Genomic DNA, 23721 nt, shown 5'->3' with positions numbered 1-23721 from the left:
ACCCCAAAGGCCTCCTCAAAGAGCCGGTTCTCAAGGATGGATCCCTGAAGAGAGGAAAGCTCCATAAAGAGTCCCTGGCTCTGGTTGGGGCTAAATCGGGTTGTCACCGTTTCAACCGCCCTTAAGTCCGAATCCACATAGAGCCCTTTCCACTCAAAGCCATAGGGAGTATCGAGCAGATAGCTCACCTCGATCACCCCTCCAAGGGTGACCACCGTAGGAATGGGCCTTGCAAGCCTCAGACGAAAGAGCGAGGCAAGCTCCTCCTCCGCACGATTCCAGCGCTCAATGTATCGAATCGCCTCTTCATGGAGGAGGGTTTCGGCGTTTTTTTCTGTTTCAACCTCGTTTCTGATCAGAGAGGCATTCTGAGAGACGATTCCGATGACTGAGAGGTTTCCTGTGATATGGGTGTTGATAATCCTCTCCACTCCATTGGGTGAGATGAGCTCAAGAATCAGTTCATACTCCCTGCCCATGGGAAGCCCCTCTCTTCCCACGGCCACTTTCTCTCCATTGAGGGTCAAGACCGGTCTCAGCCTGATCAGGTAGCCAGGCGTGTTGTCCAGCCCCCCATAGGAGTTGATGATCTCCTGATCCTCCCTGCTCTCCGGCTCATAGGTGAGAACGATCTTCTGGTTCGAGAGCCTCGAAGCATCCAGGGTTATGTCAAAGAGCTCCTGGTGGGGACCTTGGGCGGCAATAAATCTTACCCTGTGCCTCAGCTCCTCAGGAAGTTCTGTGTATTCATGGGTGATTCTGGTCTGCCGAAATTGTAGGCTCGCAGGCAGGATGTTTAACACCTCAGGGATCAGGGTTCTTGTCCAGAGCAACTCCTCATAGCTTACGGGTTGGGAAAGGTTCGATAGCTGAGAGCCGATCTGGCTTCTAAGGTACTCCAGAGGGGTCTGATTCTGAGGAGCGCTCAGGTATTGGTCTCTCAGGGCTAAGAAGGAGAGCGTCGCTGGAATCTCTCTGGGGCTGTTGTAAGAATATCCAGTCACCTTGATGCTCGTATCGAGCCCTAACCAGGTCTTCCCATGTTCATCCAGGATCGCTCCCCGATAGTTGGCATAGGGAACATAGACCTCCACCCAGATGTGCTCCATCTGTAGGTTCGTAATCCTCCCTCCCGAGATGATCACCTTAAAGGGAATCCCCGCCTTCTGAAGGTATTCGGCCATCTTATGGGGTTCATCGATCCCGAAGAGGTTCTTTGCCCCCTCAAGGTCTGGAAAGAATTCGATCACCCCCCTCACATATCTGGCCGGATAGCCCGAAGCTCGAAGTAAGGAAATGAGAAGCGAGGCCTGATCCGCATCGTTTCCCCTCCGCTGCCGAAGGGTCTCCTCCGCCCCCTTCATCATCCCCCAATACCACTCCGTCTCGATATTATTTTTGACCCACTCATAGATCGAAACCGGATTCCAGTTAAGAGACTGGGCAAGCAGAGCGATCTCTTGGGTGATCGGAGCCTCAGAGGTGCTTTGGAGGTCTTCTGGCTTAACAACCCGATCCCCACCCCCGTAGGCCGGCCTGATCAATGGCCCCTCAGGAGGCTCTTTCGCAGGATAACGAAGATGTTTATAAGGAAGGGTTCCAAAGATGGGCTTCTTTCTGACAGGAAGGATCGTCTGAAGAAGGGTGAGAAGATGCTCAATCCTACTCAACGAAGGAGGTCGATCCGGAGATAACCCCTCAACCAGAGCCATGTACTCCAGAAGGGCCTGGCTCACCCCCTCTGCCATGACCCGATGCCTGCTCAGGGCTTTCTCTCCAAAAGACTTAATCTCTTCTTCCCTTGCCCTGAAACGCTCCTGAAGCAGGAGATGACAGGCCCGGACCTCCTCAAGAAGCCCCTTTAGATCGCTTAGCTCAGAATGTATCGAATAGCCCAAACGAAGCCTCCCCTCTGCCCGACCAAGCACCCCCCTGCTCCTCTCAAGAACTACCTGAAGGTTTTTGGTAAGGCTAAGGTCAGAACCAATGGAAGGCTCAGGATTGATAAAGAGGGATGGAAGAACGAGGAAGATAGTGGGAATGTAAACCTTCCGCACAGACCTCTCTAAAGAATCAATCAAAATGGTTTGATTTGCTGAATTAAGACAAAGGCAAAAGGGATGGCCAATTTAAGCAAGAAATCGATCACCTGTCAAGAAAAAATTTTTATGTCGATAAACAAAAAACCATTTTGCCCTCAAGGAAAAGGGGACGGCAGACTGTACCTGTCGATTGAATATGAACTGTTTTAAATGTGATGGGCTTGTTGAAAGCGAGGTTAAGGTTTGAAGAGGGCGGTCTTGAATTTCCAGCCCTGCTCAGCGGCAATGGCCTTCACCACCTCTCGCAGCTTTCCGTATTCAAACCCGTATTTGCCGCCGAAGAGAAGATGGCCATGGATGGTTTTGTTGACCTCGATTCCTTTTTGATTTTTCTTCTCACGGGAAAAGCCCATCTCCAAGCCTGCAGAGCTTTCCACCATCTTTTCCCAGAAGACCAGGTGTCTCTTGTCGGGTTCCAGCCGAACCACGGCATCATACTTGACTTTGACCTTCTGAAGGGGCGATTGACCTCCCGTTTGTGACGAAAATTCAAATCGTTGGGGGTCCACCTCTTTCACGGAAAGGAACTCATTCGCCAGTTCAAGAAGCTTTGAACCGATGGAGGATCCCGCCTCTCCGGTTGACGGCCTCTTGTCTTCGAAACGGTTTCCACAATTCGTGCAGAAGGCGACGGATACCTCCATCATCTCTCCGCATGAAGAACACTTTTTCAAGCTCTCATTGCTCATGAGCCTCTCTCTTTCAGGAAACAGCATTTTTCAAACGGACGTAATTTCTGACCACCTGGCCGTTCATCGCCAGGTTTAATCCCGTGTTGAGCACGGAGAGACCCAGCACAACGATAGGGACTCGGCCCGTGCTGATGGTTAGAAACTGGGTGAGAAACAGCAGGACCGCCCAGGTAATGACATAAGGGAGCGTGTAGTTCATCATGATTCCCTGCTCCGATCTTTTTACCTTCACCGTGCGGCCATAAAAATACCCACCCCCAATCCCCACGAGAAAGATGAGCAACCATCCCCAGAATCCAAGGGGATTACGGGACAGCGCCGTGAATACGAGGAGCGCAACCACCGCCACGACCTGCCCGAAAAGGATCCATTTCGGCTTGACGAATTTGGCCTTTCGCCAGGTCAAAAGCATCAAGACCACACCCAGCACAAACAGAATGAGAAACAGAATGGAAACGATCTTCAAAAAAATGGGCCACATGGTTTTTCCTTTCCTCGTCCTCCTCTTCTATGCTTTTATCATGTGAAGCTTGGCCAGTTGGCCTCCAAGCATATTGGCCACATCGTCTTTCGACAGGTTCAGCTGACTCCGCAATAGCGCCTCGGCTTCTGCAGGAGACATGCCTTTGGTCTCCACCTGTTTCAAAATCTCCACCGCTTTGGTCAGACGCGGGTCCACGGCAACTTCGATTCCTTTGCTCTGAAGCGCATCCAGCCGCGTTTCAATCAGGTTCTTATACTGTTTCGTCGTCTGTCTCATTCCCTCGGCAATCAATTCCTCAGCTTTGGCCGGGTTCACCTTTGCTATTTCCTCGGCTTGCTGATAAAGGTGAGTGGACTTATAGGTGGCGACCATTCCCACCTGATTTGGATCCGTAAACCGGCCCCCCGATTTCTGGAGGACGACCTCCAGATCCTGTTGAGAAGCGCCATAGGACTCCGCACCCACCCGATGACCGGCCACATGATCCATCTCATGGGCCAGTTGGTCAGCCCGTGCCTGGAAGGCTCCAAACTTTTTTGGATCCGTCGGAATCGGCTCACCGGTCACCTTGCTGTAGAGTTCGCGGTTGTAGATCTCCCGGGCATCTTTAATCGGGACATCCTTCATGTAGGTGTCTCCGGCCTTTACCTTGATGAATTGGCCGGGCCTTTCAGGATCGGCAACGAACTCACCCGGTTTTGCTTTAACCCTGACCGTATAGTCAAGGTCGCTTCCGATCTTCACCTTGCCAGTGGGATTGGTGGGTTTGACGATTTCCACATCTTCAGGATTCAACCCATAGCGTTGAGCGATCTTCTCTCGCACGGTTTTATCCACATCATCGGTGATGAGTTTTTTCATATGCTCATTATAAGCAGTCTTCAGAGAATCATCCCCGCGATTGAGGGCCTGGATGGCATGTTTGTCCTTCTGGCACTCCACCAGCGCCTGTTTGATTTCACCGGCATCCCCGCTTTTAATGGCCTCTGCAAGCCGATCGGCCTTTTGCTGTCCGGCAAGGCGCCCCGCTTCCCAGGCCTGCAGCCGTGCTGAATCCTCCAATCTGGGAGTAAGTCTTGCGGTATCGGCTATGGCCTCTGTTCCTTTGATCGCTTTAGCCGCATCGGTTGCTTGATCAACGGCCTTGAGGGCATCTACTCCTGCCTCCATACTCTGAGCCGCGGCTTTCGTGCCACCGGAGGCGAAGTTCAGTGCGGTATCTACCGCGCCATATAAGGCCCGTGAGACGCGCTCTCCGATCGGGACATTCGGATCGAGAACCTTCTTCCAGTTATCCAATCCGACCATCGATTCCGCAAAACCGACCGGATCAGAGGCAATCCCCGCAGCCATGTTCTTAGCCAAAGTCGCTGCGTCTTTAACTGCATCTCCCACCTGCACTGCCGAATCAACCGGATGAAGGATCAATTGTTTAGCTGTCTCCACTGCGGCCTGACCCACGGCTCTGTAATTGTCGATGTCCGTTAACTCCGTGATTGCCTTGCCTGTCGTGTCTCTTACCATACGAGCCGTATCGAGGGCCATCTTCTTCAGTTCTCCGGGAAGGGCATCTAAATCCCTGTTCACCCCCTCGGAGTAATTCTTCCAGGTCTCGCTAAGTTGTGTTGCAAAGGAGTTATCCAGCTCCCGCTGTCTTTCCAGTTGCGCCAGACGCTCTCTGAGCTGCTCGATTCTTTCGAGCTCGGCCTGTTTTTCTCTGATCTCAGCCAGTTTCTCCTGAGATTCCTTAATCCGGTTCGTAATGGCCTTAATGTCTTCATCTGTGTTCGATCTATACTTATCCCAGGCTTCAGCGCGCTGAGATTCCATGGCCTTACCTTCCTGGGGATCCATCCAGCCCCAGCGATCCGACCAGACCTTGCCCTGTCGCATCATGGACCGCATGGAGTCGTAATCCTTCTTATCCATCCAGTAGGGGCCGCCTTTTTCCCACGGCGGCTGATACCAGACCTTTCCCTTGTATTCAAAACCCGATGGAATGGGATCGGGAAGAATAGTTTCCTGCATTTTCGGAATAACCTCAACCTCCTGTTTGACCTCAGAGGGCTTTAAGTCAGATCCTGGGCCGCTGGCATCGACGGTCGTCGTAGAAGTACTCAAGAGATTCTCGATCACACCCCGAAGATCGGAGAGATTCTGAAGGCCGCCCATTCCCAGAAGCTGGATCAAGGCTCCCAGAGCCATCACCATCGACCCACCCGCCACCGCCAGCAGCACCGTTTCAGGTGGAAGAGGTTCTGTTTGAGTTACTTGTGTGTCTGGAACAGTCGAAGGTAAGTCGGCAGGCGGGAGACCTTTTGTACTGCCAGTGCCTTCGGGCAATCGAGAGTAAATCAATTTGGCCAGACGCTCTATCTGGGGGCGGCAGAAAGCTCTTGCCTCGGCGACCCGTTCCTCATAAGAGGGTCGAGTCATCCCGTGGGAGGCAATTTTGTTCACTCCATATTGGATGTACAAGTTTCCATGACATTCACGGCTTTTCCAGAAATAAAGCCGCACAAATATACGAACAGTGCCTGTCTTCTCTACCTCCTCATGTTCCTCAATGACTCCTCCGGGCAAACCTTCATAGGGTTTCATGGAATGACCTTTTTCCCCCCATGTCATGCGGTGGGCCCGGAATTCTTCAGGTGACCCTTTAGGAACCGCACTATTGTAGTTGGCGTAACACGCTATTCTGATAGAATCGTGATATGTGAAACTTTTTCCTTCTTCCGTTTGCCAGCTAAAGTTTCTTTTACCTACCCAAAAAAAGGATGCACTACTTGATTGATCACTATGGTTATGAAATCCTCCTCCTTTGCCTTCCGGCTTGAAGTCGTAACCTCCGGGGAGGTCGGAAAGCTTAGGCAGGGCATCCAAAAGGACCTGGCCCATGTCTGTGGCACTATGAGCCCACATGGAGGGATGAAGCCAGTTAATACTATGGACAAATAAAAGCGATGAAACCATAGCGATCAGAAAGGTCTTCATTTTACAGTGCATGGCCGCAGCTCCCACAAAACTTATCGGTAGGTTTGACTGGCTTTCCGCAGGCGGAACAGAAATTCTTCTTTGGATTTTTTTTCTCTTTCTCCTTGGCCTCCGGGCATTGAACCGGAGCAACAGAAACACCAGGTTTCTTCTGCCCGGGCGCCATCCAGGGTTTTAACCCACAGCGCTCTCTCACCTCAGCGTATAGTTCCCAAAATTCGTCATCCAACGGCATAAAGGAAGCGCAGTGTCTGAGAATTTGGTGGGCTGTAACCGGGTCGCCGGAATCGAGAAAAAGCCGAGCCGCTGGAATCAAAACGAGAAACTGACCGGAGATCTGCGGCTGTTGAATAAGAAGGCGATACTGCTTCATCGCTTCTTCTTTTCTGCCCGAGCTCTGGAGCGCAAGCGCATAATTCGCCCGAAGAGACAGATTCTCCGGATCGAGCGCCAATCCCAGTTCGAAATAGTGGCTGGCAAGCTCATGGAAACCTTCTTCACCAAGACGAATCCCTTCCATCGCTGCAAGCCTTGAAAAGGTCTCTCTGTAGAGAACCCGCTCTTCGGGATGCTCGATTAGATACCGCTCCAGCTCATCGAGGAGGAGATCCAGGGCAACCCCCTGGGACTTGAATATCACTTTTTCGCGGCTTTCCCGAACCGGAAAAGGAATCGGCGGAAGCCCCATTTTCTTACGAACCCTTTCTCTTATCTCGTAAAATTTTATGTTCTCCATAGCTTTAATCTCCCAAATTGGTCTGGGTAGGGAATTCTCATTCGCTGAAAGTTTTTGCAAAATATTTGGAAACTTATGCAATACCTATTCCATCTTTCAAAAATTTTTAGAAATACAGCCAGACCCACAGGATGACATGATGGAAAATGACATGAGAGAAGATCTGAAGAAGCTTTTGTTATCAATCAATTGACCTTCGTCGGTAAAACGAGACTGGCCCAATAAAATTGACCAACAAATTAAGATCGCATGTTTTCAAACTCCAGAAGCATCGGATGACAAAGTTCCATGATACCGCAACCACGGGAAAATTTTGACCAGTAAAATTTGAACGGTGGGATTCTCAGGGAGAGAGGTCGTTCAAAATCTGCATATAGGAATTGGGGCCTGGTAACTGGTAATCTGGTAATCTATCAAATACACGATGAGATTAGGCCAAGGATCCGTATTCGGAGGCATTTGCCCGATTTAAGGATCTCCTTGATCCAAGAAGGCGTTGGCGAGATCGGGGCTCCTTGACAAGAAACCCCGGGCTGGCTTATATTTTGGCTTAGATTTCAAATATTTATTTGTTCCCGAGAGGAGCGGTTTTGTCATTGTTCATCACCTTTGAGGGCGTGGAGGGAACCGGAAAGACCACCCAGATCGAACGTTTAAGGAAGTATCTGACCCAAAAGGGACTTCTCTGTAAGGTGACGCGCGAGCCAGGAGGGCCTCCGATAAGCGAGAAGATTCGCAAGATCCTTCTCGACCCGGCCCATAAGCACCTGTCCCCTCTCAGCGAACTCTTCCTTTATGAAGCGGCACGGGCCCAGCATGTCGTCGAGGTGATCCAGCCCCTCCTCCGAAAAGGCACGATCGTCCTCTGCGATCGGTTCAGCGATGCCACTCTCGCATATCAAGGTTACGGGCGAGGGCTTAATCTCTCCCTCGTTAAGAAAATCAACCGCCTGGCCTCGCAGGGCATCGAGCCTGATCTGACTTTTCTGCTCGATTGTCCCCTCGAACTGGGTCTGAAAAGGGCCAGGAAGAGAAACCGGACCTCCCGTAAGGAAAAGGAAGGCCGGTTCGAGGAGGAGTCGATCCAATTCCATCGACGGGTGAGAAAGGGGTATCTCGAGATCGCAAGGAGGAACCCCCATCGGGTCAAGGTGATCGACACCCGCGTGGGGCCAGAAAAGGTCTTCAAAAAAATCCAAGGGATTGTCGAAGGACGTTTAATTCGGCGTCCACGGCCAAAAACCTATGTCCTTTAAAGACATCATGGGCCACCAAAGGGCCATTGCCTTCCTTCAGCGGGCCATCGCTCAGGAGAAGGTCGTCCACAGCTACCTCTTCGTTGGACATGAGGGGGTTGGAAAGAGCCTGGTGGCCCTCCAATTCGCCAAGGCCCTCAACTGCCTCGATGGGGAAAAGGCGGTGGATGGCTGCGATCGATGCCCCTCCTGCAGGAAGATCGATCATGGGCTTCACCCCGATGTCTCGTTGATTGAACCCGAAGGACAGACCCTGAGGGTGGAGCAAGTTCGGGAGATGTTGAGCGGCCTGGCTTACCGACCCTTCGAGGGAAGGCGAAGGGTCCTCATCCTTTCGGCCGCCGACCGGATGGCCCCTCACATGTCCAACACACTTCTGAAGACCCTGGAGGAGACTCCTCTCCACACCGTCATCATCCTCATCGCCACGAGCACCCGTTGGATCCTCCCCACCATCCTCTCCCGCTGCCAGCCGGTCCGCTTCCATCCGATCCCCTATCCCCTCGTCGCAGACTGGCTCATCCAAGTGAAAGGCCTCGAGGCAAAGGAGGCCCATCTCCTTGCCCTGCTTTCCGAAGGAAGCCCGGGCCATGCCCTCTCGATCCGGCAAGAGCTCGCCGGCCTCCCGAGGAGGGATCTCTTGAGATGGATCGCCTCCAAGTCTCTCTCCCCAGAAGAGCAGGAGGGCTGGATCGAATCCTTCCCGGGACAGCGAGAACCTCTGCGGTTGCTCTTGGAGGTGGCGAAAACCCTCCTGAGGGATCTCATGGTCAGAAAAACCTCCCTGGAGCCTTCGAAACTGATCCATGCCGATCTCGCCAGCGAAATCGAACGATACGCAGAGGGGTGGACTCTTCCTCACCTGCTGCGACGGATGGAAGGCCTTCATCATGCCACGAAGGCGATCCGTGCGAACGCCAATACGAGACTGGCCCTCGAGACGCTCATGCTCTCCTGGGCAGAAGGATAGAGAAGATGGGTCGAGAGGTCTTTGTGAGAATGGCCAACCATAGAGCCGAAGCTTTTGAGGCAGGGGATTTTCCCATCGACGTCGGCGACAGGGTCGTGGTGGAGACCGAGAAAGGGCCGGTCTTGGGAACGGTCCTCGCCCCCCCCTCCGAAAAGGCGAACAGCCAAAAACCGGCGGGAAGGGTGATCCGTAGGGCCACGCCGGAAGACCTGGACCAGTTCGAAAAAAACCGGAGGCTGGAAGAGGAGGCCTTTCGATTCTGCCTTCAGAAGATCGGAGAAAAACAACTCTCCATGAAGCTGGTCAAGACGGAGGTCCTGTTGGATCGCTCCAAGATCCTCTTTTACTTCACGGCGGAGAAGCGCGTCGATTTCAGGGAGCTGGTGAGGGACCTGGCAGCCCGGTTCAAGACCCGGATCGAGATGCGACAGATCGGCGTCAGGGATGAAGCCAAGATGCTCTCGGGCCTCGGGAGTTGTGGTCGGGAACTCTGCTGCGCTAAATTTCTGAACCGTTTCGAACTGGTCTCGGTCAAGATGGCCAAAGAACAGAACATCGCCCTCAACCCCGCAAAGATCTCAGGGATCTGTGGACGCCTGATGTGCTGTCTGGCCTACGAATATCCGATTTATCTCGACCTCAAAAAGGATCTCCCCAAAGTGGGAAAATCGATCACCACCCGATACGGCAAGGGGAAGGTGATCCGACAGAACGTGCTCAACCAGACGATCACCGTCCAACTCGAAGAAGGGGGAGAGGTCACGATCCATGTATCCCAGATCTAAAGGCCCATTCTACATCACCACGCCCATCTACTATGTGAACGACGTCCCCCATATCGGCCATGCCTACACCACGGTGGCCGCCGATATCCTGGCCCGTTTCAAGCGCCTCGAGGGCTATCGCGCCTTCTTCCTCACGGGCACGGATGAACACGGCCAGAAGGTCGAGAAGGCGGCTCAAGAAAGGGGCGTCGAACCGCAGGTCCACTGCGACGAGATGGTCCAACGATTCCAGGCCCTCTGGAAGCGGTTCAACATCTCCAACAATGAGTTCATCCGCACCACCGAAGCGCGTCACATCAAGGTCGTCCAGAAGATCCTCCAGGAGCTCTATGATCGGGGGGAGATCTACCAGGATAACTACGAGGGATGGTACTGTGTCCCCTGCGAACGGTTCTGGACGGAGAAGGATCTTTCCGATGGAAGATGTCCGGACTGTCTTCGAGAAGTGAGCGCCCTGTCGGAGAAGAACTACTTCTTTCGGATGAGCAAATACCGGTCCTGGCTCGTCGAACATATCGAGAAGCACGAGCGGTTCATCCTACCGCCTTCACGGAGGAATGAAATCCTGGGTTTTCTCCAGAGCCCCCTGGAAGACCTCTGCATCTCCCGGCCCAAAAAACGCTTGAAATGGGGCATCGAGATCCCCTTCGATCGGGATTATGTGACGTATGTCTGGTTCGATGCCTTGATCAACTACGTCAGCGGCCTCGGATACGGTTCGGAGAATAGCCCCTTCTCCGAGTTCTGGCCCGAGGCCATCCACCTCATCGGAAAGGATATCCTGACGACCCACACCGTCTACTGGCCCACGATGCTCAAAGCCATCGGCCTCCCACCGCCCAAGATGGTCTTCGCCCATGGCTGGTGGACCGTGGAGGGAAAGAAGATGTCCAAATCCCTCCAGAATGTGGTGGAGCCGAATCGCCTCATCGATACCTACGGGGTCGATGCGGTCCGCTACTTTCTGATGCGGGAGGTCTCCTTCGGAATGGACGGAGACTTCTCCCATGCCGCCATGGTCCACCGGATCAACAGCGATCTGGCCAACGATCTGGGGAACCTCTTCAGCCGGAGCCTCAGCATGGTCCACCGCTACTTTGACGGTCTCGTCCCCACCCCCTCGGAACCTCAGGAGATCGACGCACGACTGGAGGGGGTGGCCAAAAGGGTCGTGGCCCAACTCCCAGAACTGATGGACGATCTCGCCTTCAACAAGGCACTGGTTGCCATCTGGGAGATGGTCTCGGCATCGAATAAGTATGTGGACGAAACCGCGCCCTGGTCACTGGCCAAAGAGGAGAAGCATCGGCCCCGGCTGGCTACCGTCCTCTACCATCTCCTCGAATCCCTTCGCCTCCTCTCCCTCCTCATCGCACCTTTCATGCCCACGACCGGTGAGAAGATGTGGGGCCAGCTCGGCTTGGGAGGGTCGCTCTGGGAGGAGCGCCTCGATGAGCAGGGAGTCTGGGGAAGGTTGAAACCAGGAGGGAAGGTGGCCAAACCGATCCCCCTCTTTCCTAGGATCGATCCTTCGAAACTCCCTTCGGAACGATGAAAAAGCCCCTGCCCATCGGTTTGGTTCTGAAAGAGACCCTCAAGGGGCTCGAACTGGACGGGCCCATGAAACGCTACACCCTCTGGGGGGCGTGGAAGGAGATTGTAGGAGAATCGATCTCCCAACATGCCCAGCCTCAGACCATCCGGGATCGGACGCTTTTCATCGCCGTCTCCCATTCGACCTGGATGCAGCAGCTCCAGTTTCTCAAACCGACCCTTCTGAAGAAGATCAACGAGTTTCTGGGCGAGGAGCTGATCGAGGATCTTCGCTTCAGGCTCGGGAAGATTTCATCAACCCCCGCAGCCCGCCCTTCGAATCAGCAGGGAAGGGGAAAGGGGAGGCTTCGGAAGGATAGGATCGACCGAATCGACGAACTTCTTCAAAACCTAAAAGACCCCGAGTTAAAAAGAGGATTGAGGGAACTCCTGACGCGAAGCGCCCTCTTGGAACAATCGCGTAAGGGGCCCTTCAAGGAACCTCAAGGCTCATAGCCGCTAAGAGGCCTCACCCTTCGCCTCTTCAATTCCCATTCCCACTCTTCCTGGGACCACGTTTTGATCGGCCTCATCCCTTCGCTTCCGAGTTTTCTACCCTGGAAAGACTGGCCGCAGTCCAGATCGCAAAGGTGGTTGTTGAGGAGGCACTTCGCATCATCGTAATAGGGACACAGCGGTCCGAAAGACATCCCGATCCCTCCTTTCCTTCAAAGGCCCTCGACCGAATTGGTGAGGGATAAAAAAAACCCGGGGTCGACGTAAACCACGGGTTCGGAGAGACCTCCTCCGCTTCGGCAACCCGGCCATCCCAGATTTCCTCCCCCCAAAGATCGCCGGCAAGAGGGGGTCAACCTCTCCCCGAGGATATGAGGCCTCTTCTGGGACCCGTGGCTTTCCCCGCCTGCCCTCCCTGGGGCAGGGGGCCTCCCACCGTTTTGTGGCGGGTAGGCGTCCCACGATTGCTCGTGGTTTGGCTTTTCGACGGATTCGACAGGATTATTTTTTTTCATTTTTTAACTGCAATCCAGATGCCAATCACTTTTCTCCTCCTCTTCTCTTCACTTGATCGGATTTGACAGGTAGGGGATCGGGGATGGGTTAAAAGGGTTTCTTTCTTCCATTCGGATTGTACAATGTTGTACGATTTCCCGGAAGAGGAGGAGCGGGTTGAGTTGAATGGAACGGTGAAGAGACCTAATCCTTTCTGGCCAGGGTGATCTGCAGAAGACCCGCCGCCGAGGAAGCGATCTGGAACCTCCCGAAACCAGCCTCCTTTAAAGCCATGGGGAGATTGAAGCCGAAGTAATTGAGATTTCTCCTCTCGAAAAGGTTGAAAAAGAGGAGCAAAAGGGTACGGGCCAGGCCGCAAGGCTCGGGATTGAAATCGGCGATGACCATCCTTCCCCCCTTTTTCAACGAGGAAAAGGATCGCTTGAGCACCCCCAGCCGTTGCCTATCCGGAAGCTCGTGAAGGCCGAAGGAGATGAAGATCCCGTCAAAAGGCCCCTGAAATGGCCATGGCTGGGTCACGTCCTGTTCGATAAAGAACAGATTCCTTAATCCTTTCGATCGCCCCCTGGCCACCTCGACCATCCGCGGGGTGATGTCCATGCCTATCACCCGACCTTTGCTCCCGACGGCTTGAACGATCCAATGGGCTACCCTTCCGGTCCCTGAACAGAGATCCAGGATGGCCTCGCCCTTTTCGGGCGCCAGGACCCCGAACCCCTTTCTTAAAAAAGTCCTATACCCTCCAAAGGTGAAAAGGTCGAGTAGAAGATCATAATGGGGGGCCAGACGTTGGAAGAATTGGCTGTGGGGAATAGAAACCCGCACCTTCGAGTTAGGCTTGGGGGTCAAGCTTTTCCAGTCGGATGGGGGTGCCATCTCTCACTTTAAGAAATGCTTTGGGATCACCCAGAACCCTTCCGATCACGGTAACCGCGCTCGCCGCCCGGATCTCATCGCCCCGGCTGGCCGGCGTGCGACCAAAGAAGATGCAGAAGGCCTGGCCTGGAGGCCAGTAACCTATCTCTCCCAGCCCAAGGACCTCCCGTGCTCCCGGTTCCAATCCCGCCTTCACCGGGATTGGAAAATAGATCTCCTCCCCCCAGGTGTTGACCGTCGCCTCGATGGGCAGGCCATCGTAGATCACCTGGGCGGTCTTGGAGTCGTTCAGCACCGCCTCGACGGTCAACCCTCCCGCCAAAATCCTAATCTTTTTGCCCATCGCCTTCCTCCCTCTCCTCAAGGGGTGAAAATTCATCGTATAGGCGTTCTTTCTCTCCGAGTTCGGACAGACTGTTCGAATAAAAGAGGAGGTCCCGATCCATCCTCACCGGCTCCCCCCCGAGGGAGAGGAAGGGTTGGGTCTGGGACCGCAACAGCAAGAAACTGAGGACCACCAAAATATAATGGGAGAGCTCGCCGAAAGCGAGGTATAACACCCTCGAATCGAGGCCATGGAAATAGCAGGCCTCGATGAGGAGTCGGCCGCTGTTGGTCAGGAGGCCCAGGGTGAGGATCAGAAGGATACGCCTCACCTTCTTCGTGTTCCTGGAGAGGGAGAGGAGGTACTGGTCGTAGGCCTTTTTGAAGTTTTTCCAGCTCTCCGAAAGATTTCTCAGAAGTTCCTGATAGGCCTGTTCGTCCCCACCGAAGACCTTCAACCGGACCTGAAGATCCCCCCTGAAGTGGAGATATCGCCTGAACAGCTCCTCTTTCTCTGAAAGATAACCCTGATTCCTCTTTAACCCCCGATAGAGGACCACGCCCATGATGGCCAAAAGAAAGAGGGGAACGGCTTCGTTCACATATCTCATCCACATCGCACCGTTGATGCCCATGGGCTCATCTCTTTCCTTCGGGCCGAGGGAGGCTCACAACCGGTTGATCAGACTGGCGAGGTAACCCGCTCCGAATCCGTTGTTGATATTGACCACAGCCACTCCGGAGGCGCATGAATTCAACATCGCCAGAAGGGCGGCAACCCCTCCGAAGCTTGCGCCGTAACCGATGCTGGTTGGAACCGCAATCACAGGTTTGTCGACCAACCCCCCCACCACACTGGGAAGGGCCCCTTCCATGCCCGCGACGACGATGAGGACCCTTGCCTCGTAAAGCCTCTGCTGCTGGGAAAGGAGCCGGTGGATGCCGGCCACGCCCACATCATAAAGGGTCTCCACGCGGTTGCCCATCGCCTCCGCCGTGAGGGCCGCCTCTTCGGCCACGGGAATGTCGGTCGTTCCCGCGGTAATGACCAGGATGGTCCCTTTTCCCTCGATCTTGACCGGATGGCTGAGGAGGGTGAGAACTTTGGACAACGGATGGTACCGGCTCTTCGGAAAACGCCTCTGGATCGCCTTGGCCTTTTTCTCTTCGAGCCGGGTCACGAGGACGTTCTGGCCCTTCTCCTTCATCTCCTTGATGATGGAGAGGATCTGTTCGGTGGTCTTTCCCTCCCCCAAGATCACCTCTGGGAATCCTTTGCGGAGGGTCCGATGATGGTCCACTTTCGCATGGCCAAGGTCTTCGAATGGAAGACCCCTGAGCAGAACCACCGCCTCCTCGACGGAGACCCTACCTGATCTCACATCCCTTAAAAGTCCCTCGAGCCTCTGTTTGTCCATCGATGTAATTTAAATTCTATTCACTCCTCTCTCCAAAAGTCAAGGGAAGGGGGCCTCCCTTTCGATTAAAATTTTTGGGTTGACATCCCCTTATCCAAGGCATAGAATGGGTGCCAATACCGAACCTCCGCCCAATCACTTCTCTTCGTCGAAAAAGGATGCCCTCATGGAAAGAAGGAGATATCCCCGCATCCAAATTGAGGAAGGAGTCGTCGCCCTTCACAACCGAGAGCCCAGGATCGGAAAACTGAAGGATATCGGTCTTGGAGGATTGGCCTTCGAGCACATCTACGAGGAGGATCTCCTTGAAGGAGAGGGAGAGAAGAATTTAACCCTTCTCCTGCGAGACCTCAGGGTGGCGAAGATCCCCTGCAGGGTCATCTACAACCTCGAAGTTCCGGTCCCTCCAGAATATGAGCGTCTGGCCATTCGATTGACGACGAGACGCTGTGGCCTGAAATTTGGGCTTCTCACCGATCAGCAGCGCCATGAGCTGGAACGGCTCCTGAACCTCGGTGCCGGAGAAAAGGCCGATCTTGAAAGCTAAATCGGTCCGTTTGCTTTTTTCGCCCTGAATGGCCATAATGGGATAAGGGAGGAGCTGAACAACCCAATGGGGTTATTGAAACTCTTGATGAACGATCCGGTCTCGTTCCTGATCCTCTTCATCCCCCTTCTCTATTCGGTGGTCCTCCATGAGGTGGCCCACGGTTGGGTGGCCAACCGGCTGGGCGACCCGACCGCCAGGTGGATGGGCCGGTTGAGCCTCAACCCGCTCAGACATCTTGACCCGATCGGGACCCTCATGCTCTTCCTCGCAGGGTTCGGCTGGGCCAAACCCGTCCCGGTCAATCTCAATAACATCCCCAATCGCCGAAAAGGCCTTCTTCTGGTCTCTTCGGCCGGTATCCTCGCCAATATCCTCCTGGCGTTTGGGGCCCTCCTGGTTCACCGGCTTCTGGGACTGCCCCCTTACGGCACGGCCGCTGTGATCGCCTACACCCTTGCCTCCATCAACATCACCCTGGCTGCCCTCAACCTCATTCCCATCCCTCCCCTGGATGGGTCGAAGATCCTGATGGGAATCGCCCCTCCCGAAATCCGCCGCCTCCTCCTCCGCATCGAACCCTATGGATTTTTCATGATCGTGGGTCTGCTCCTTCTGGGCCTCCTTCATCCCTTCCTCAACCTCTTCAAGACCCTCCTCATCATCCTGATTAAACTCCTCCTCCCCTGAGGCGCGAGGATTCTGTCTGATCCCTCCTCGGCCCAACCTGATCCTACCGGTGGGCCTTCCAGACCGGTCTTTCCGATGGCCTCGGTTTTTCGGTTTTCAGGGGATAGCTTCTTCCGGCGACAAAATGACTTTCTGTGAGCTGAGCTGGATGGTTTTTATCCTGTGGATCTCCTGAAGCGGGGTTAGGATTCGCAATCGGGCCTCTTTTTCATAAAAGAACCGGATTAATCCCAGCCCTAATGTCTCCTCTTGGATGTCTTTCAATCCCACGAGAAGTCCGTTGATCTTCAGGGCCCAATCGAGGGGAAGGGTTTGGCCATCCGGGTCCCTCACCTCATTCTCAAATTGAAGCCCTTCCAGAGGGATTTCACAGGGGTGGGCCGATCGAAAATACTCCCGAAACCTTCCATTCCGGTAGGCCCGACGCTCCTCCATGGACCTGATCCTTATTTCGGGAGACACGGGAAGACGAAAAATTTCCATCGCGGGGTTCTTCTGGAAGCCCTCAAGGATCGGCTCTATCTCGGCGTTTCTTTGGAGGGCCAGGAGGGCTCGAGGGGAGACGAGCTCGATCTTCCTCTTCTTTAACTCCCTCCCCCCCTCTCCCGAAACAAACCCGGTCGTATCGACAAGAACCAGATCTGCTCCCGAGGAGGCCGCCTTCCCAACCATTTTCTCAACCCCTTTCAAGAAGATTGGAAGATGGCCTTCCGGGGTTGTCGACCCGACGAAGAAGAGCTGCGGTGTGGAGAAGACGAGACCCCAATCGGGATGACATTTGAAAAGGGAGAAACCGATGGTCGTCGGGGGTCCGAGAAAGGACTGACCGATATCGGTATCCACAAGGGCTATGGTCAGTCCCCGGCGGCAGAGATGATCGAGGAGGAATTTCACGAGGGTGCTCTTCCCGGTATCCGTGGCCCCGAGCACCAAGACCTTGCCCTTCTCTCGGGCCAAGAATTCCAAGAGGGAAAACCATTCCTTCGGTGCCTCGCCTTTCATCTCCTCACCGCTATCCCATGAACCTTTTCAAAGGGTCTTATCAAACGTATTCTTAAATTGGATTGAGAGATCGGATCTGTGGGAAGAGCGGAGGGCCTTCAGGGAGCCAAAAGGGAGGGTCCTTTTCGGCCAACAAACCACGGCACTCCATGTCGATTTAAGAATTGGTGGAGGCGGCGGGAATCGAACCCGCGTCCGAGAACCTTCCGACAGAGCCTCTACATACTTAGCCTGTGTTTTAGTTTCCCCTGACGGTCTCCCAACAGGCAGGATCCCGAAAGGGTGAGCTTAGGAAGTTTCGCCTCTCCCCTATAAGCGTCAGAGAGAAGCTATCCTGTAAGTTTGACGCCCACATCCCGCCCTACAGGAGGAGGCAGGAGGGACGCTGGCTGCGCTTAGGCAGCCAGGGCATAATCGTAGTTGGCTGCGATTATGTTTAATCCCATTTGTTTAACGAGCCAATGGGACCTCGGTATGCAGCCCTGCCGTCAACGATCCCCGTCGAACCCTTTTCGCCCCCTTTCCATGTCTCGTTCCATCGTTTTCCGCTTCATGGCCTCCCGCTTATCGAAGAGCTTCTTCCCTTTGGCGAGGGCCAGTTCCACCTTGGCCTTCCCGTTCGAAAAATAGAGCCTCAGCGGGATGAGCGTAAACCCCTTTTCCTGCACCTTCCCGATGAGGCGTTTGATCTCCCGCTTATGGAGGAGGAGCTTTCTCGTCCTCCTCGGGTCGGGGTTGAACCGATTCCCGTGGGAATAGGGACTGATGTGGGCATCGACCAGAAAGACCTCCCCGTTTTTGATCGTCGCATAGCTATCGGAGAGGTTCGCCTTCCCTTCCCGGAGGGATTTGACCTCCGGCCCCAACAGGCAGATCCCTGCTTCAAGGGAGTCCTCGATGGTATAATGAAACCGCGCCTTCTTATTCTGGCAGACCAGTTTCTCGGCCATTCAATCTTATTTTAGTTAAAGGGACAGGGAAAATCAACCGCCATTCGGTCTTCCCCCTCCTACCCCTTCTTCTTGGTCAGATCCGAGATCAGGTCCATGAACCCGACCGGATGATAACCCATCATGCCTCCGTCAACGACGAGGGTCGCCCCGTTGATGTAACTCGACTCTTCCGAGGCCAAGAACAGGGCCGCCCCCACGACCTCCTCGGGCCTTGCGAGCCTCTTCAGGGGGATCAGGCGGGTGAGTCCGGAGACCAGGGGCTCCTTGTTGAGGATGGGGGTGTTCATCCCGGCGGCGATGATCCCGGGCGCGAGGGCATTGACCGTGATCTGATAGCGGCTCCACTCATAGGCCAAGATCCGCGTCAGCATCATGACCCCTGCCTTGCTGACCGCATAGGGGAGGAATCCCTGCTCTCCTAAAAAGCCGATCACCGAGGAGATGTTGATGATCTTGCCTCCCCCCTGGGCGATCATCTTTTTCCCGACGGCCTGACAGCAGAGAAAGACCCCTTTCAGGTTGACATCGATCACCTGCTCCCATCCCTCCTCCGGGATCTTTTCGGCGGGAAGGATGAAGGGATTGATCCCCGCGTTGTTGACGAGGAGATCGATCCGTCCGAAATGGCCGTGGGCCTCCTCGACCATCCTCGCCACCTCCTGGCCATTGGCCACATCCCCGGCGATGGCATAAGCGTTCACCCCGAGGCCCCTCACCTCTTCGGCAACCCCTTTGGCCTTTTCAAGGTTACGTCCGTGGACGACGAGGTCCGCCCCTTCTCTGGCAAAACCGAGGGCAAAGGCCTTGCCGATTCCCCGGGTCGAACCTGTGATGAGCGCGACCTTTCCTTTGAGTCTCATGGATTCACCTCCCGATCAATCTCTTTGACCTCTCCTCGAAGAGTCGATTCAGATGGGCTCCGTTGAGGGGAAACCAACCGAATACCTTTTGCCAAACCTCCTGGCTCTCCATGCAGAGGTAGACGAAGAGGTCGGGGCTCACCTCTCTCAACCACCCCACCATTTTACGGTACATCTTCACCCGGATCGGCCTTAAATACCGGAGCTTTCCATCCTTGCCGGGAAACGATTCGCCCAGGAAGATCCGGGTACGTGGGAATCGCTCTTCCGCAACTCCCCTGAGACGGGGAGGATAGCGGAACCCGCCCATGCTGATCCAGATGACCCTTTTCGGATCGATGCGATCAAAAATATAGGACACCAGGATCTCGTACGCTTTCTCCCATCCCTCCTCCTCGATCATCGGATCGAAATGGAGTCCGATCGGGTAGCCCGCCTCCTGACACCTCCTGGCCGCCTCCAAACGTCGTTCGAGGGAGGCGGTCCCCCTCTCTTCCTCCTGGATCATCCGGGGAGGGGTGAGCGACCAGGAGACCACGGTTCTTCCACGGTGGTCGAGATCGAGGAGAGCGTCGATCTGATCCGACTTCGTCTTCAATTCGAGCAAGCCGTGGCCTCTTTCGGCGAAGTAGGAGACGAGATATCGGGAGATGGGGAAGATCGGCTCGAGGGCCAAACTATCGGAAAGTTCGCCGGTCCCGAGGCGAGGAAGGGGTTGTCGCTCGGAAGAAAGATACCCCTCGATCTCCTGCAGGAGGTCATCCCAGTTGGTATAAAGGGTGAGAAAAGGGTTATTCAGATAACCCTGGAGGACACAGTAAGAGCAGTCCATCGGACAGTTGGTGACGGCATTGATGACGTAATAGCCGCAACAGAGATGATTTGAGGTGCCAGGACAGGGTTTCAGACGCCTTCCGTAGAATCGGGTCAGGAGCAGGGCCCTCTTCCCCTTGCCGATGGGATCGTCCTCGGAAAGGGACTTTTTGATGATATCCCTTTTGTCCCTGATCCTCACCACCGGAACAGAGGGAAGGCAGCTCAGGACCCTTCGAGCAACCCAGTCTCCTTCCGCCTGCTCATCGAGATAGATTCGTTCGATCTGAAAGGGGAACATCTTCACAAAAGGTCATAAGCTCCCCGAAGGCATCGTTCTCGGCAAGCTCCGTTAAGGCCGAGAGGATCCTCCGGAATTCCCCCAGCGATTCGAACCGGAGCTCCATCCTCAGCCCCTTGGCTTCAAAGTAGGGAGAGGGACGGAGGGAAACCCCGTCAGGCAGCCGAAGTCCCTTTCGCCTCGCCTCAAAGGCCTCCTCCAGGGCCTTCAGCCTCGGGTAACGGAGGCCCCAAAGAACCTTCTTGAGCCTCTCGGTCCTTTGATGGGGGGTGAGCTCCTGATCGCAACGCACCGCCTCGATCTCCGGCCGACCGAGGATCTGGCCGATCTCGACCCCTTCCCGCCTGGAGATCTCCATGAAAAGGGTCAAGAGTTCCCTCAGCCGGTTCTCCCCGAGCTTCAATCGGACGAGGAGGGAGAGAAGGCCCTTGCGATCCTCAGGCCGCATCTGGCTGAGGAGTCGGATGTTCGAACGGGAGACCTCCTCTTCCAGGACAAACCCTTGGGTCTCCTCCTCCATCTCGGCGAGGGAGAGGTAGGTCTTCAGGATCTTCTCGTTCGGTTCGAGAGAGAGGAGAGGAAGATGGATCCGGATCACCTCGGAAGGTTCGACCTTGAAGTGATGGACGAGCTTCCAAAGGGCGATGGCCTTCTCAACCGTATTAAATCCCCTGGTCGTGAGGTTCTCCTGCAGGGAGAGAAAGAACAACTCAAGGTCATCCCTCTGGGAGGGATCGACCATCCGTGCAAGGACTTCTTCCCTCCCGAGCTCTCGCCACACCCAAAGCCTCCGAAAGCCACAGACCACCCGGTAACGGCCTTCGGCCTCCACGAGAAGAACCGGCTGGAGCAGGCCGACGGCCTGGAGGGATGCCCGCAGGGGCTTCAAGTCAGGCCGGAAGTTGACCGAGAAGGTCTCGTCTCGGAGGTCGATCCTCGGCAGGGGGACGGTCTGAATCGATTTCATCTCCTCGATCTCGAAGGAGGCCTCTTCGGTCTAAATGTGGATCCCGTATCGCCTCATCACTTCCTGGTAATATCTCCCTTCAAGCTCGTTCCCTCGCTTCAGGAACCCCTTCGCGAGGATCTCACACTTCTTCCGCATCTCTTCGAGGACCATCCTTCTCTCCTCCTCCTTGAGAAAGGGCTCGGAGAGAAGTTTTTCCAGGGCGATGACCCGGTAGCGATCATTGCCCCAAGAGCGATGGGAGAGCTGGTCCGGATGCCCCCCCCGTTTGATGATCAGCTTTTTGTCGATAAAAAAGATGGGATAGCGGGCCGCCACCCTCAACCAGAAGTCATAATCCTCACAGACCGGAAGGGCCTCATCGAAGAGGCCCACGGTTGAGAAGAGGGTTTTGCGCATCATGGCGGCGGAGGGGCTGATGATGCAGAGGGGAAGGCATTTTTCAAAGATCCAGCCGGAGTATTTCGAATGTTTCTTCATGGGGTTGACCCACTTTCCCCGACGGATCCAGATCTCATCCGTATAACAGAGAGGGTAGTGCGGGTTTTCGTCGAGGAAGGCGACCTGGATCTTCAACTTTCCCTTCACCCAGAGGTCGTCCGAATCGAGGAATGCGATGTACTTTCCTCGGGCGTGGCGAAGGCCCGTGTTTCTGGCCGCGCTCACGCCCCGATTCTGGACATGGCCCACCACCCTGATGCGTCTCCCATACTCCTTCAGCGCCTCGGAGGTGCCGTCCGAGGAGCCGTCGTCGACCACGATCAACTCGAAATCGTCGAAGTCCTGGGCCAGGACGGAATCGATCGCCTCTCTCACCATGGGCCATCGATTGTAGGTGGGGATGATGACCGAGACTTTAGGCATGGAGGTAGGGCGGGTCAGGCGGCCCTTCGGGACCTCTTTTTCAAACGAAGGATTCGCTTCCTCAAAATCTCGGCCATCCTGAAATTCCTCTGCTGGAGCAGCTCCTCCCTTTTCGCCTTCAGCTCTTTCGCCTTCTGCTTCAACTGAGAAGCGCTCAGGATGACCTTCTCTTTTTTGGCGCCGACTTTCCTCTCCCTTTTGATCTCGACTTCGGGGAGGCCTTTGGCTTTCCGGATGGCCGCCAAAAGCTCCTCTTTCTTCATGGCGTGAACGCCGGTGATGCCCGGTATGCCAAGGGCCACCTCCCTCAACTCCTTGGCCGTCATCTTCTCCAGGGGTTTCTCCTTCTTCTCCATGTGGGGGTCTCCTCCTCGAACAGAATTAGGAAATCCACCGATGGGCGATCGCTCCTAATGTATAGGATTTCTCAGACCAAATCAACACCCCTCCCTTCTAAACAAAGGGGGGTGGTCCGGTGGACCACCCCCCTCCGACATTGGCGGGAGCGACGGGGATCGAACCCGCAACCTCCGGCGTGACAGGCCGGCGCTCTAACCGATTGAACTACGCCCCCGGTTCCTACGTTTCGTTTCGATTGGTAGGCGGAACAGGGATTGAACCTGTGACCTCCGGCTTGTAAGGCCGACGCTCTCCCAGCTGAGCTATCCGCCCCCTGGTCAAACTTTAATGGAAGGCCTTTGGAATGTCAAGCCTATGCGGCCCCGGCCTCTTTTTCGTAAAGGAGGATCGGGCTTTCGTGGTTGAGGACAACCTCTTCGCTGATGATACACTCCCGGACGTTGGGTTGGGACGGGATCTCGTACATGACATCGAGCATGATGTTCTCCATGATCGCTCTCAACCCCCGAGCGCCGGAATTCCTCTTGAGGGCCTCCTTCGCAATCGAGATGAGGGCCCCTTCCGTGAAGCGGAGCTTCACATTCTCAAGCTCGAAAAGCTTCTGATACTGTTTGACCAGGGCGTTTTTGGGCCGTTTCAGGATATCGACCAATGCCTCCAGGCTCAGGTTGGACAAGGTGGCGATGACCGGGAGCCTGCCGATGAATTCGGGGATCAGGCCATATTTGAGAAGGTCTTCCGGCTGAACCTCCTTGAGCAATTCGCCGACGTCCCTCTCCTCTCGAGATTTGATGTCCGCTCCGAATCCGAGGCTCTTCCCTCCGATCCGTTGTTCGATGATCTTCTCCAACCCGACGAAGGCGCCTCCGCAGATGAAGAGGATATTGGTCGTATTGATCTGAATGAATTCTTGCTGGGGATGCTTCCGGCCCCCTTTGGGCGGGACACTGGCGATCGTCCCCTCGATGATCTTGAGCAGGGCCTGCTGCACCCCTTCCCCCGAGACATCTCGCGTGATGGAGGGGCTATCCGATTTCCTCGAGATCTTGTCGATCTCGTCGATATAGACGATCCCCTTCTGGCAGCGTTCGATATCATAATCGGCGGCCTGAAGGAGGCTCAGGATGATGTTCTCCACATCCTCGCCCACGTAGCCGGCCTC

At 54.9% G+C, this 23721-nt stretch carries 25 protein-coding genes, 2 tRNA genes and 1 other RNA gene; 7 read left to right on the top strand and 21 right to left on the bottom strand.

Going from position 1 to position 23721, the window contains the following annotated elements:
• The 5 genes from N3G78_05885 to N3G78_05865 all read right to left on the bottom strand — a co-directional run.
• The coding region (locus tag N3G78_05885) for a transglutaminase family protein (GenBank protein ID MCX8117442.1) at window positions 1–1898 on the bottom strand (1898 nt) is incomplete at its 3' end.
• Window positions 1899–2278: 380 nt separating this feature from the next.
• Window positions 2279–2746 carry a hypothetical protein gene (locus N3G78_05880; GenBank protein MCX8117441.1) on the bottom strand — a complete coding sequence of 156 codons (468 nt, stop codon included), beginning with the start codon at window positions 2744–2746 and terminating at the stop codon, window positions 2279–2281.
• 58 nt (window positions 2747–2804) lie between these two features.
• Window positions 2805–3275: a hypothetical protein gene (locus N3G78_05875; GenBank protein ID MCX8117440.1), complete on the bottom strand. Its 471-nt coding sequence runs from the start codon at window positions 3273–3275 to the stop codon at window positions 2805–2807.
• Between the two features lie 27 nt (window positions 3276–3302).
• A complete protein-coding gene (locus tag N3G78_05870) occupies window positions 3303–6272 on the bottom strand; it encodes a hypothetical protein (GenBank protein ID MCX8117439.1) in 2970 nt (989 codons plus the stop codon).
• A 1-nt stretch (window position 6273) separates the two neighbouring features.
• The gene (locus N3G78_05865) at window positions 6274–7068 is read right to left on the bottom strand and encodes a zinc-ribbon domain-containing protein (protein MCX8117438.1); all 795 of its coding nucleotides are present in this window, start codon (window positions 7066–7068) and stop codon (window positions 6274–6276) included.
• A gap of 530 nt (window positions 7069–7598) precedes the next feature.
• On the opposite strand from N3G78_05865, the gene tmk reads away from it, so the two are divergent.
• From tmk to N3G78_05840, 5 genes are read left to right on the top strand one after another with little or no spacing between them, the layout of a single operon-like run.
• Window positions 7599–8264 carry a dTMP kinase gene (gene tmk, locus N3G78_05860; protein ID MCX8117437.1) on the top strand — a complete coding sequence of 222 codons (666 nt, stop codon included), beginning with the start codon at window positions 7599–7601 and terminating at the stop codon, window positions 8262–8264.
• Complete coding sequence (holB, locus tag N3G78_05855) at window positions 8254–9234, top strand: DNA polymerase III subunit delta' (GenBank protein MCX8117436.1); 981 nt, start codon at window positions 8254–8256, stop codon at window positions 9232–9234. The genes tmk and holB overlap by 11 nt, the downstream gene beginning before the upstream one ends.
• Before the next feature lie 5 nt (window positions 9235–9239).
• Window positions 9240–10019, top strand: a complete 780-nt coding sequence (locus tag N3G78_05850) for a stage 0 sporulation family protein (protein MCX8117435.1) — start codon at window positions 9240–9242, stop codon at window positions 10017–10019.
• The gene (gene metG / locus N3G78_05845; protein MCX8117434.1) at window positions 10003–11574 is read left to right on the top strand and encodes a methionine--tRNA ligase; all 1572 of its coding nucleotides are present in this window, start codon (window positions 10003–10005) and stop codon (window positions 11572–11574) included. Before N3G78_05850 ends, metG begins: the two co-directional genes overlap by 17 nt.
• A complete protein-coding gene (locus tag N3G78_05840; protein MCX8117433.1) occupies window positions 11571–12068 on the top strand; it encodes a DUF721 domain-containing protein in 498 nt (165 codons plus the stop codon). Before metG ends, N3G78_05840 begins: the two co-directional genes overlap by 4 nt.
• Here the strand turns inward: N3G78_05840 and N3G78_05835 are convergent.
• The 5 genes from N3G78_05835 to larB form a co-directional block, all read right to left on the bottom strand.
• The gene (locus N3G78_05835; protein ID MCX8117432.1) at window positions 12056–12262 is read right to left on the bottom strand and encodes a hypothetical protein; all 207 of its coding nucleotides are present in this window, start codon (window positions 12260–12262) and stop codon (window positions 12056–12058) included. The two genes, N3G78_05840 and N3G78_05835, sit on opposite strands and share 13 nt — an antisense overlap.
• 505 nt (window positions 12263–12767) lie before the next feature.
• Window positions 12768–13433 (bottom strand): class I SAM-dependent methyltransferase, encoded by a 666-nt coding sequence (locus N3G78_05830; protein ID MCX8117431.1) that lies wholly within the window; start codon window positions 13431–13433, stop codon window positions 12768–12770.
• Window positions 13417–13803 (bottom strand): cyclophilin-like fold protein, encoded by a 387-nt coding sequence (locus N3G78_05825; protein ID MCX8117430.1) that lies wholly within the window; start codon window positions 13801–13803, stop codon window positions 13417–13419. The genes N3G78_05830 and N3G78_05825 overlap by 17 nt, the downstream gene beginning before the upstream one ends.
• Window positions 13787–14419, bottom strand: a complete 633-nt coding sequence (locus N3G78_05820) for a hypothetical protein (GenBank protein ID MCX8117429.1) — start codon at window positions 14417–14419, stop codon at window positions 13787–13789. Before N3G78_05820 ends, N3G78_05825 begins: the two co-directional genes overlap by 17 nt.
• Before the next feature lie 33 nt (window positions 14420–14452).
• Window positions 14453–15202 (bottom strand): nickel pincer cofactor biosynthesis protein LarB, encoded by a 750-nt coding sequence (gene larB / locus N3G78_05815; GenBank protein ID MCX8117428.1) that lies wholly within the window; start codon window positions 15200–15202, stop codon window positions 14453–14455.
• A 166-nt stretch (window positions 15203–15368) separates the two neighbouring features.
• Here larB and N3G78_05810 point away from each other — a divergent pair, with 166 nt between their 5' ends.
• Together N3G78_05810 and N3G78_05805 are read left to right on the top strand one after the other, a co-directional pair.
• Complete coding sequence (locus N3G78_05810; GenBank protein ID MCX8117427.1) at window positions 15369–15749, top strand: PilZ domain-containing protein; 381 nt, start codon at window positions 15369–15371, stop codon at window positions 15747–15749.
• Between the two features lie 66 nt (window positions 15750–15815).
• Window positions 15816–16439, top strand: coding sequence for a site-2 protease family protein (locus tag N3G78_05805; protein MCX8117426.1), 624 nt, complete (start codon window positions 15816–15818; stop codon window positions 16437–16439).
• Window positions 16440–16535: 96 nt separating this feature from the next.
• On the opposite strand, the gene N3G78_05800 is transcribed toward N3G78_05805, so the two are convergent.
• The 11 genes from N3G78_05800 to clpX all read right to left on the bottom strand — a co-directional run.
• On the bottom strand, window positions 16536–17441 hold the full coding sequence (locus N3G78_05800) for a polynucleotide 5'-hydroxyl-kinase (GenBank protein ID MCX8117425.1): 906 nt from the start codon (window positions 17439–17441) through the stop codon (window positions 16536–16538).
• 165 nt (window positions 17442–17606) lie between these two features.
• Window positions 17607–17961, bottom strand: a transfer-messenger RNA (tmRNA) gene (ssrA, locus tag N3G78_05795).
• Entirely contained in the window at window positions 17930–18391 is a 462-nt protein-coding gene (smpB, locus tag N3G78_05790; GenBank protein MCX8117424.1) for an SsrA-binding protein SmpB, read from the bottom strand. The genes ssrA and smpB overlap by 32 nt, the downstream gene beginning before the upstream one ends.
• 59 nt (window positions 18392–18450) lie before the next feature.
• On the bottom strand, window positions 18451–19254 hold the full coding sequence (locus tag N3G78_05785; GenBank protein ID MCX8117423.1) for a glucose 1-dehydrogenase: 804 nt from the start codon (window positions 19252–19254) through the stop codon (window positions 18451–18453).
• Between the two features lie 4 nt (window positions 19255–19258).
• On the bottom strand, window positions 19259–20368 hold the full coding sequence (locus tag N3G78_05780; protein MCX8117422.1) for a radical SAM protein: 1110 nt from the start codon (window positions 20366–20368) through the stop codon (window positions 19259–19261).
• Complete coding sequence (locus N3G78_05775; protein MCX8117421.1) at window positions 20331–21335, bottom strand: ParB/RepB/Spo0J family partition protein; 1005 nt, start codon at window positions 21333–21335, stop codon at window positions 20331–20333. The genes N3G78_05780 and N3G78_05775 overlap by 38 nt, the downstream gene beginning before the upstream one ends.
• A 30-nt stretch (window positions 21336–21365) precedes the next feature.
• Entirely contained in the window at window positions 21366–22199 is an 834-nt protein-coding gene (locus tag N3G78_05770) for a glycosyltransferase (GenBank protein MCX8117420.1), read from the bottom strand.
• 14 nt (window positions 22200–22213) lie between these two features.
• A complete protein-coding gene (locus N3G78_05765; GenBank protein MCX8117419.1) occupies window positions 22214–22555 on the bottom strand; it encodes a Rho termination factor N-terminal domain-containing protein in 342 nt (113 codons plus the stop codon).
• A gap of 141 nt (window positions 22556–22696) precedes the next feature.
• Window positions 22697–22773: transfer RNA gene (locus tag N3G78_05760), tRNA-Asp, on the bottom strand.
• Window positions 22774–22795: 22 nt separating this feature from the next.
• A tRNA-Val gene (locus tag N3G78_05755) sits at window positions 22796–22871 on the bottom strand.
• Between the two features lie 40 nt (window positions 22872–22911).
• On the bottom strand, window positions 22912–23721 hold an 810-nt coding region (gene clpX / locus N3G78_05750; GenBank protein MCX8117418.1), incomplete at its 5' end, for an ATP-dependent Clp protease ATP-binding subunit ClpX.

It is taken from the genome of Thermodesulfobacteriota bacterium, assembly GCA_026415035.1.
Lineage (GTDB): Bacteria > Desulfobacterota > BSN033 > BSN033 > UBA1163 > RBG-16-49-23.
The sequence above is the reverse complement of the archived record's forward strand: the minus strand, read 5'-3'. Positions and strand labels throughout refer to the sequence as shown.

What these genes read in the sequence shown, in the direction of transcription:
- N3G78_05880 (MCX8117441.1), bottom strand. Translation starts at nt 2,746, where the DNA reads ATGGAGGTATCCGTCGCCTTCTGCACGAATTGTGGAAACCGTTTCGAA.
- N3G78_05875 (MCX8117440.1), bottom strand. Translation starts at nt 3,275, where the DNA reads ATGTGGCCCATTTTTTTGAAGATCGTTTCCATTCTGTTTCTCATTCTG.
- N3G78_05870 (MCX8117439.1), bottom strand. Translation starts at nt 6,272, where the DNA reads ATGAAGACCTTTCTGATCGCTATGGTTTCATCGCTTTTATTTGTCCAT.
- holB (MCX8117436.1), top strand. Translation starts at nt 8,254, where the DNA reads ATGTCCTTTAAAGACATCATGGGCCACCAAAGGGCCATTGCCTTCCTT.
- N3G78_05850 (MCX8117435.1), top strand. Translation starts at nt 9,240, where the DNA reads ATGGGTCGAGAGGTCTTTGTGAGAATGGCCAACCATAGAGCCGAAGCT.
- metG (MCX8117434.1), top strand. Translation starts at nt 10,003, where the DNA reads ATGTATCCCAGATCTAAAGGCCCATTCTACATCACCACGCCCATCTAC.
- N3G78_05840 (MCX8117433.1), top strand. Translation starts at nt 11,571, where the DNA reads ATGAAAAAGCCCCTGCCCATCGGTTTGGTTCTGAAAGAGACCCTCAAG.
- N3G78_05835 (MCX8117432.1), bottom strand. Translation starts at nt 12,262, where the DNA reads ATGTCTTTCGGACCGCTGTGTCCCTATTACGATGATGCGAAGTGCCTC.
- N3G78_05825 (MCX8117430.1), bottom strand. Translation starts at nt 13,803, where the DNA reads ATGGGCAAAAAGATTAGGATTTTGGCGGGAGGGTTGACCGTCGAGGCG.
- N3G78_05820 (MCX8117429.1), bottom strand. Translation starts at nt 14,419, where the DNA reads ATGGGCATCAACGGTGCGATGTGGATGAGATATGTGAACGAAGCCGTT.
- larB (MCX8117428.1), bottom strand. Translation starts at nt 15,202, where the DNA reads ATGGACAAACAGAGGCTCGAGGGACTTTTAAGGGATGTGAGATCAGGT.
- N3G78_05810 (MCX8117427.1), top strand. Translation starts at nt 15,369, where the DNA reads ATGGAAAGAAGGAGATATCCCCGCATCCAAATTGAGGAAGGAGTCGTC.
- N3G78_05805 (MCX8117426.1), top strand. Translation starts at nt 15,816, where the DNA reads ATGGGGTTATTGAAACTCTTGATGAACGATCCGGTCTCGTTCCTGATC.
- N3G78_05800 (MCX8117425.1), bottom strand. Translation starts at nt 17,441, where the DNA reads ATGAAAGGCGAGGCACCGAAGGAATGGTTTTCCCTCTTGGAATTCTTG.
- smpB (MCX8117424.1), bottom strand. Translation starts at nt 18,391, where the DNA reads ATGGCCGAGAAACTGGTCTGCCAGAATAAGAAGGCGCGGTTTCATTAT.
- N3G78_05785 (MCX8117423.1), bottom strand. Translation starts at nt 19,254, where the DNA reads ATGAGACTCAAAGGAAAGGTCGCGCTCATCACAGGTTCGACCCGGGGA.
- N3G78_05780 (MCX8117422.1), bottom strand. Translation starts at nt 20,368, where the DNA reads ATGTTCCCCTTTCAGATCGAACGAATCTATCTCGATGAGCAGGCGGAA.
- N3G78_05775 (MCX8117421.1), bottom strand. Translation starts at nt 21,335, where the DNA reads ATGAAATCGATTCAGACCGTCCCCCTGCCGAGGATCGACCTCCGAGAC.
- N3G78_05770 (MCX8117420.1), bottom strand. Translation starts at nt 22,199, where the DNA reads ATGCCTAAAGTCTCGGTCATCATCCCCACCTACAATCGATGGCCCATG.
- N3G78_05765 (MCX8117419.1), bottom strand. Translation starts at nt 22,555, where the DNA reads ATGGAGAAGAAGGAGAAACCCCTGGAGAAGATGACGGCCAAGGAGTTG.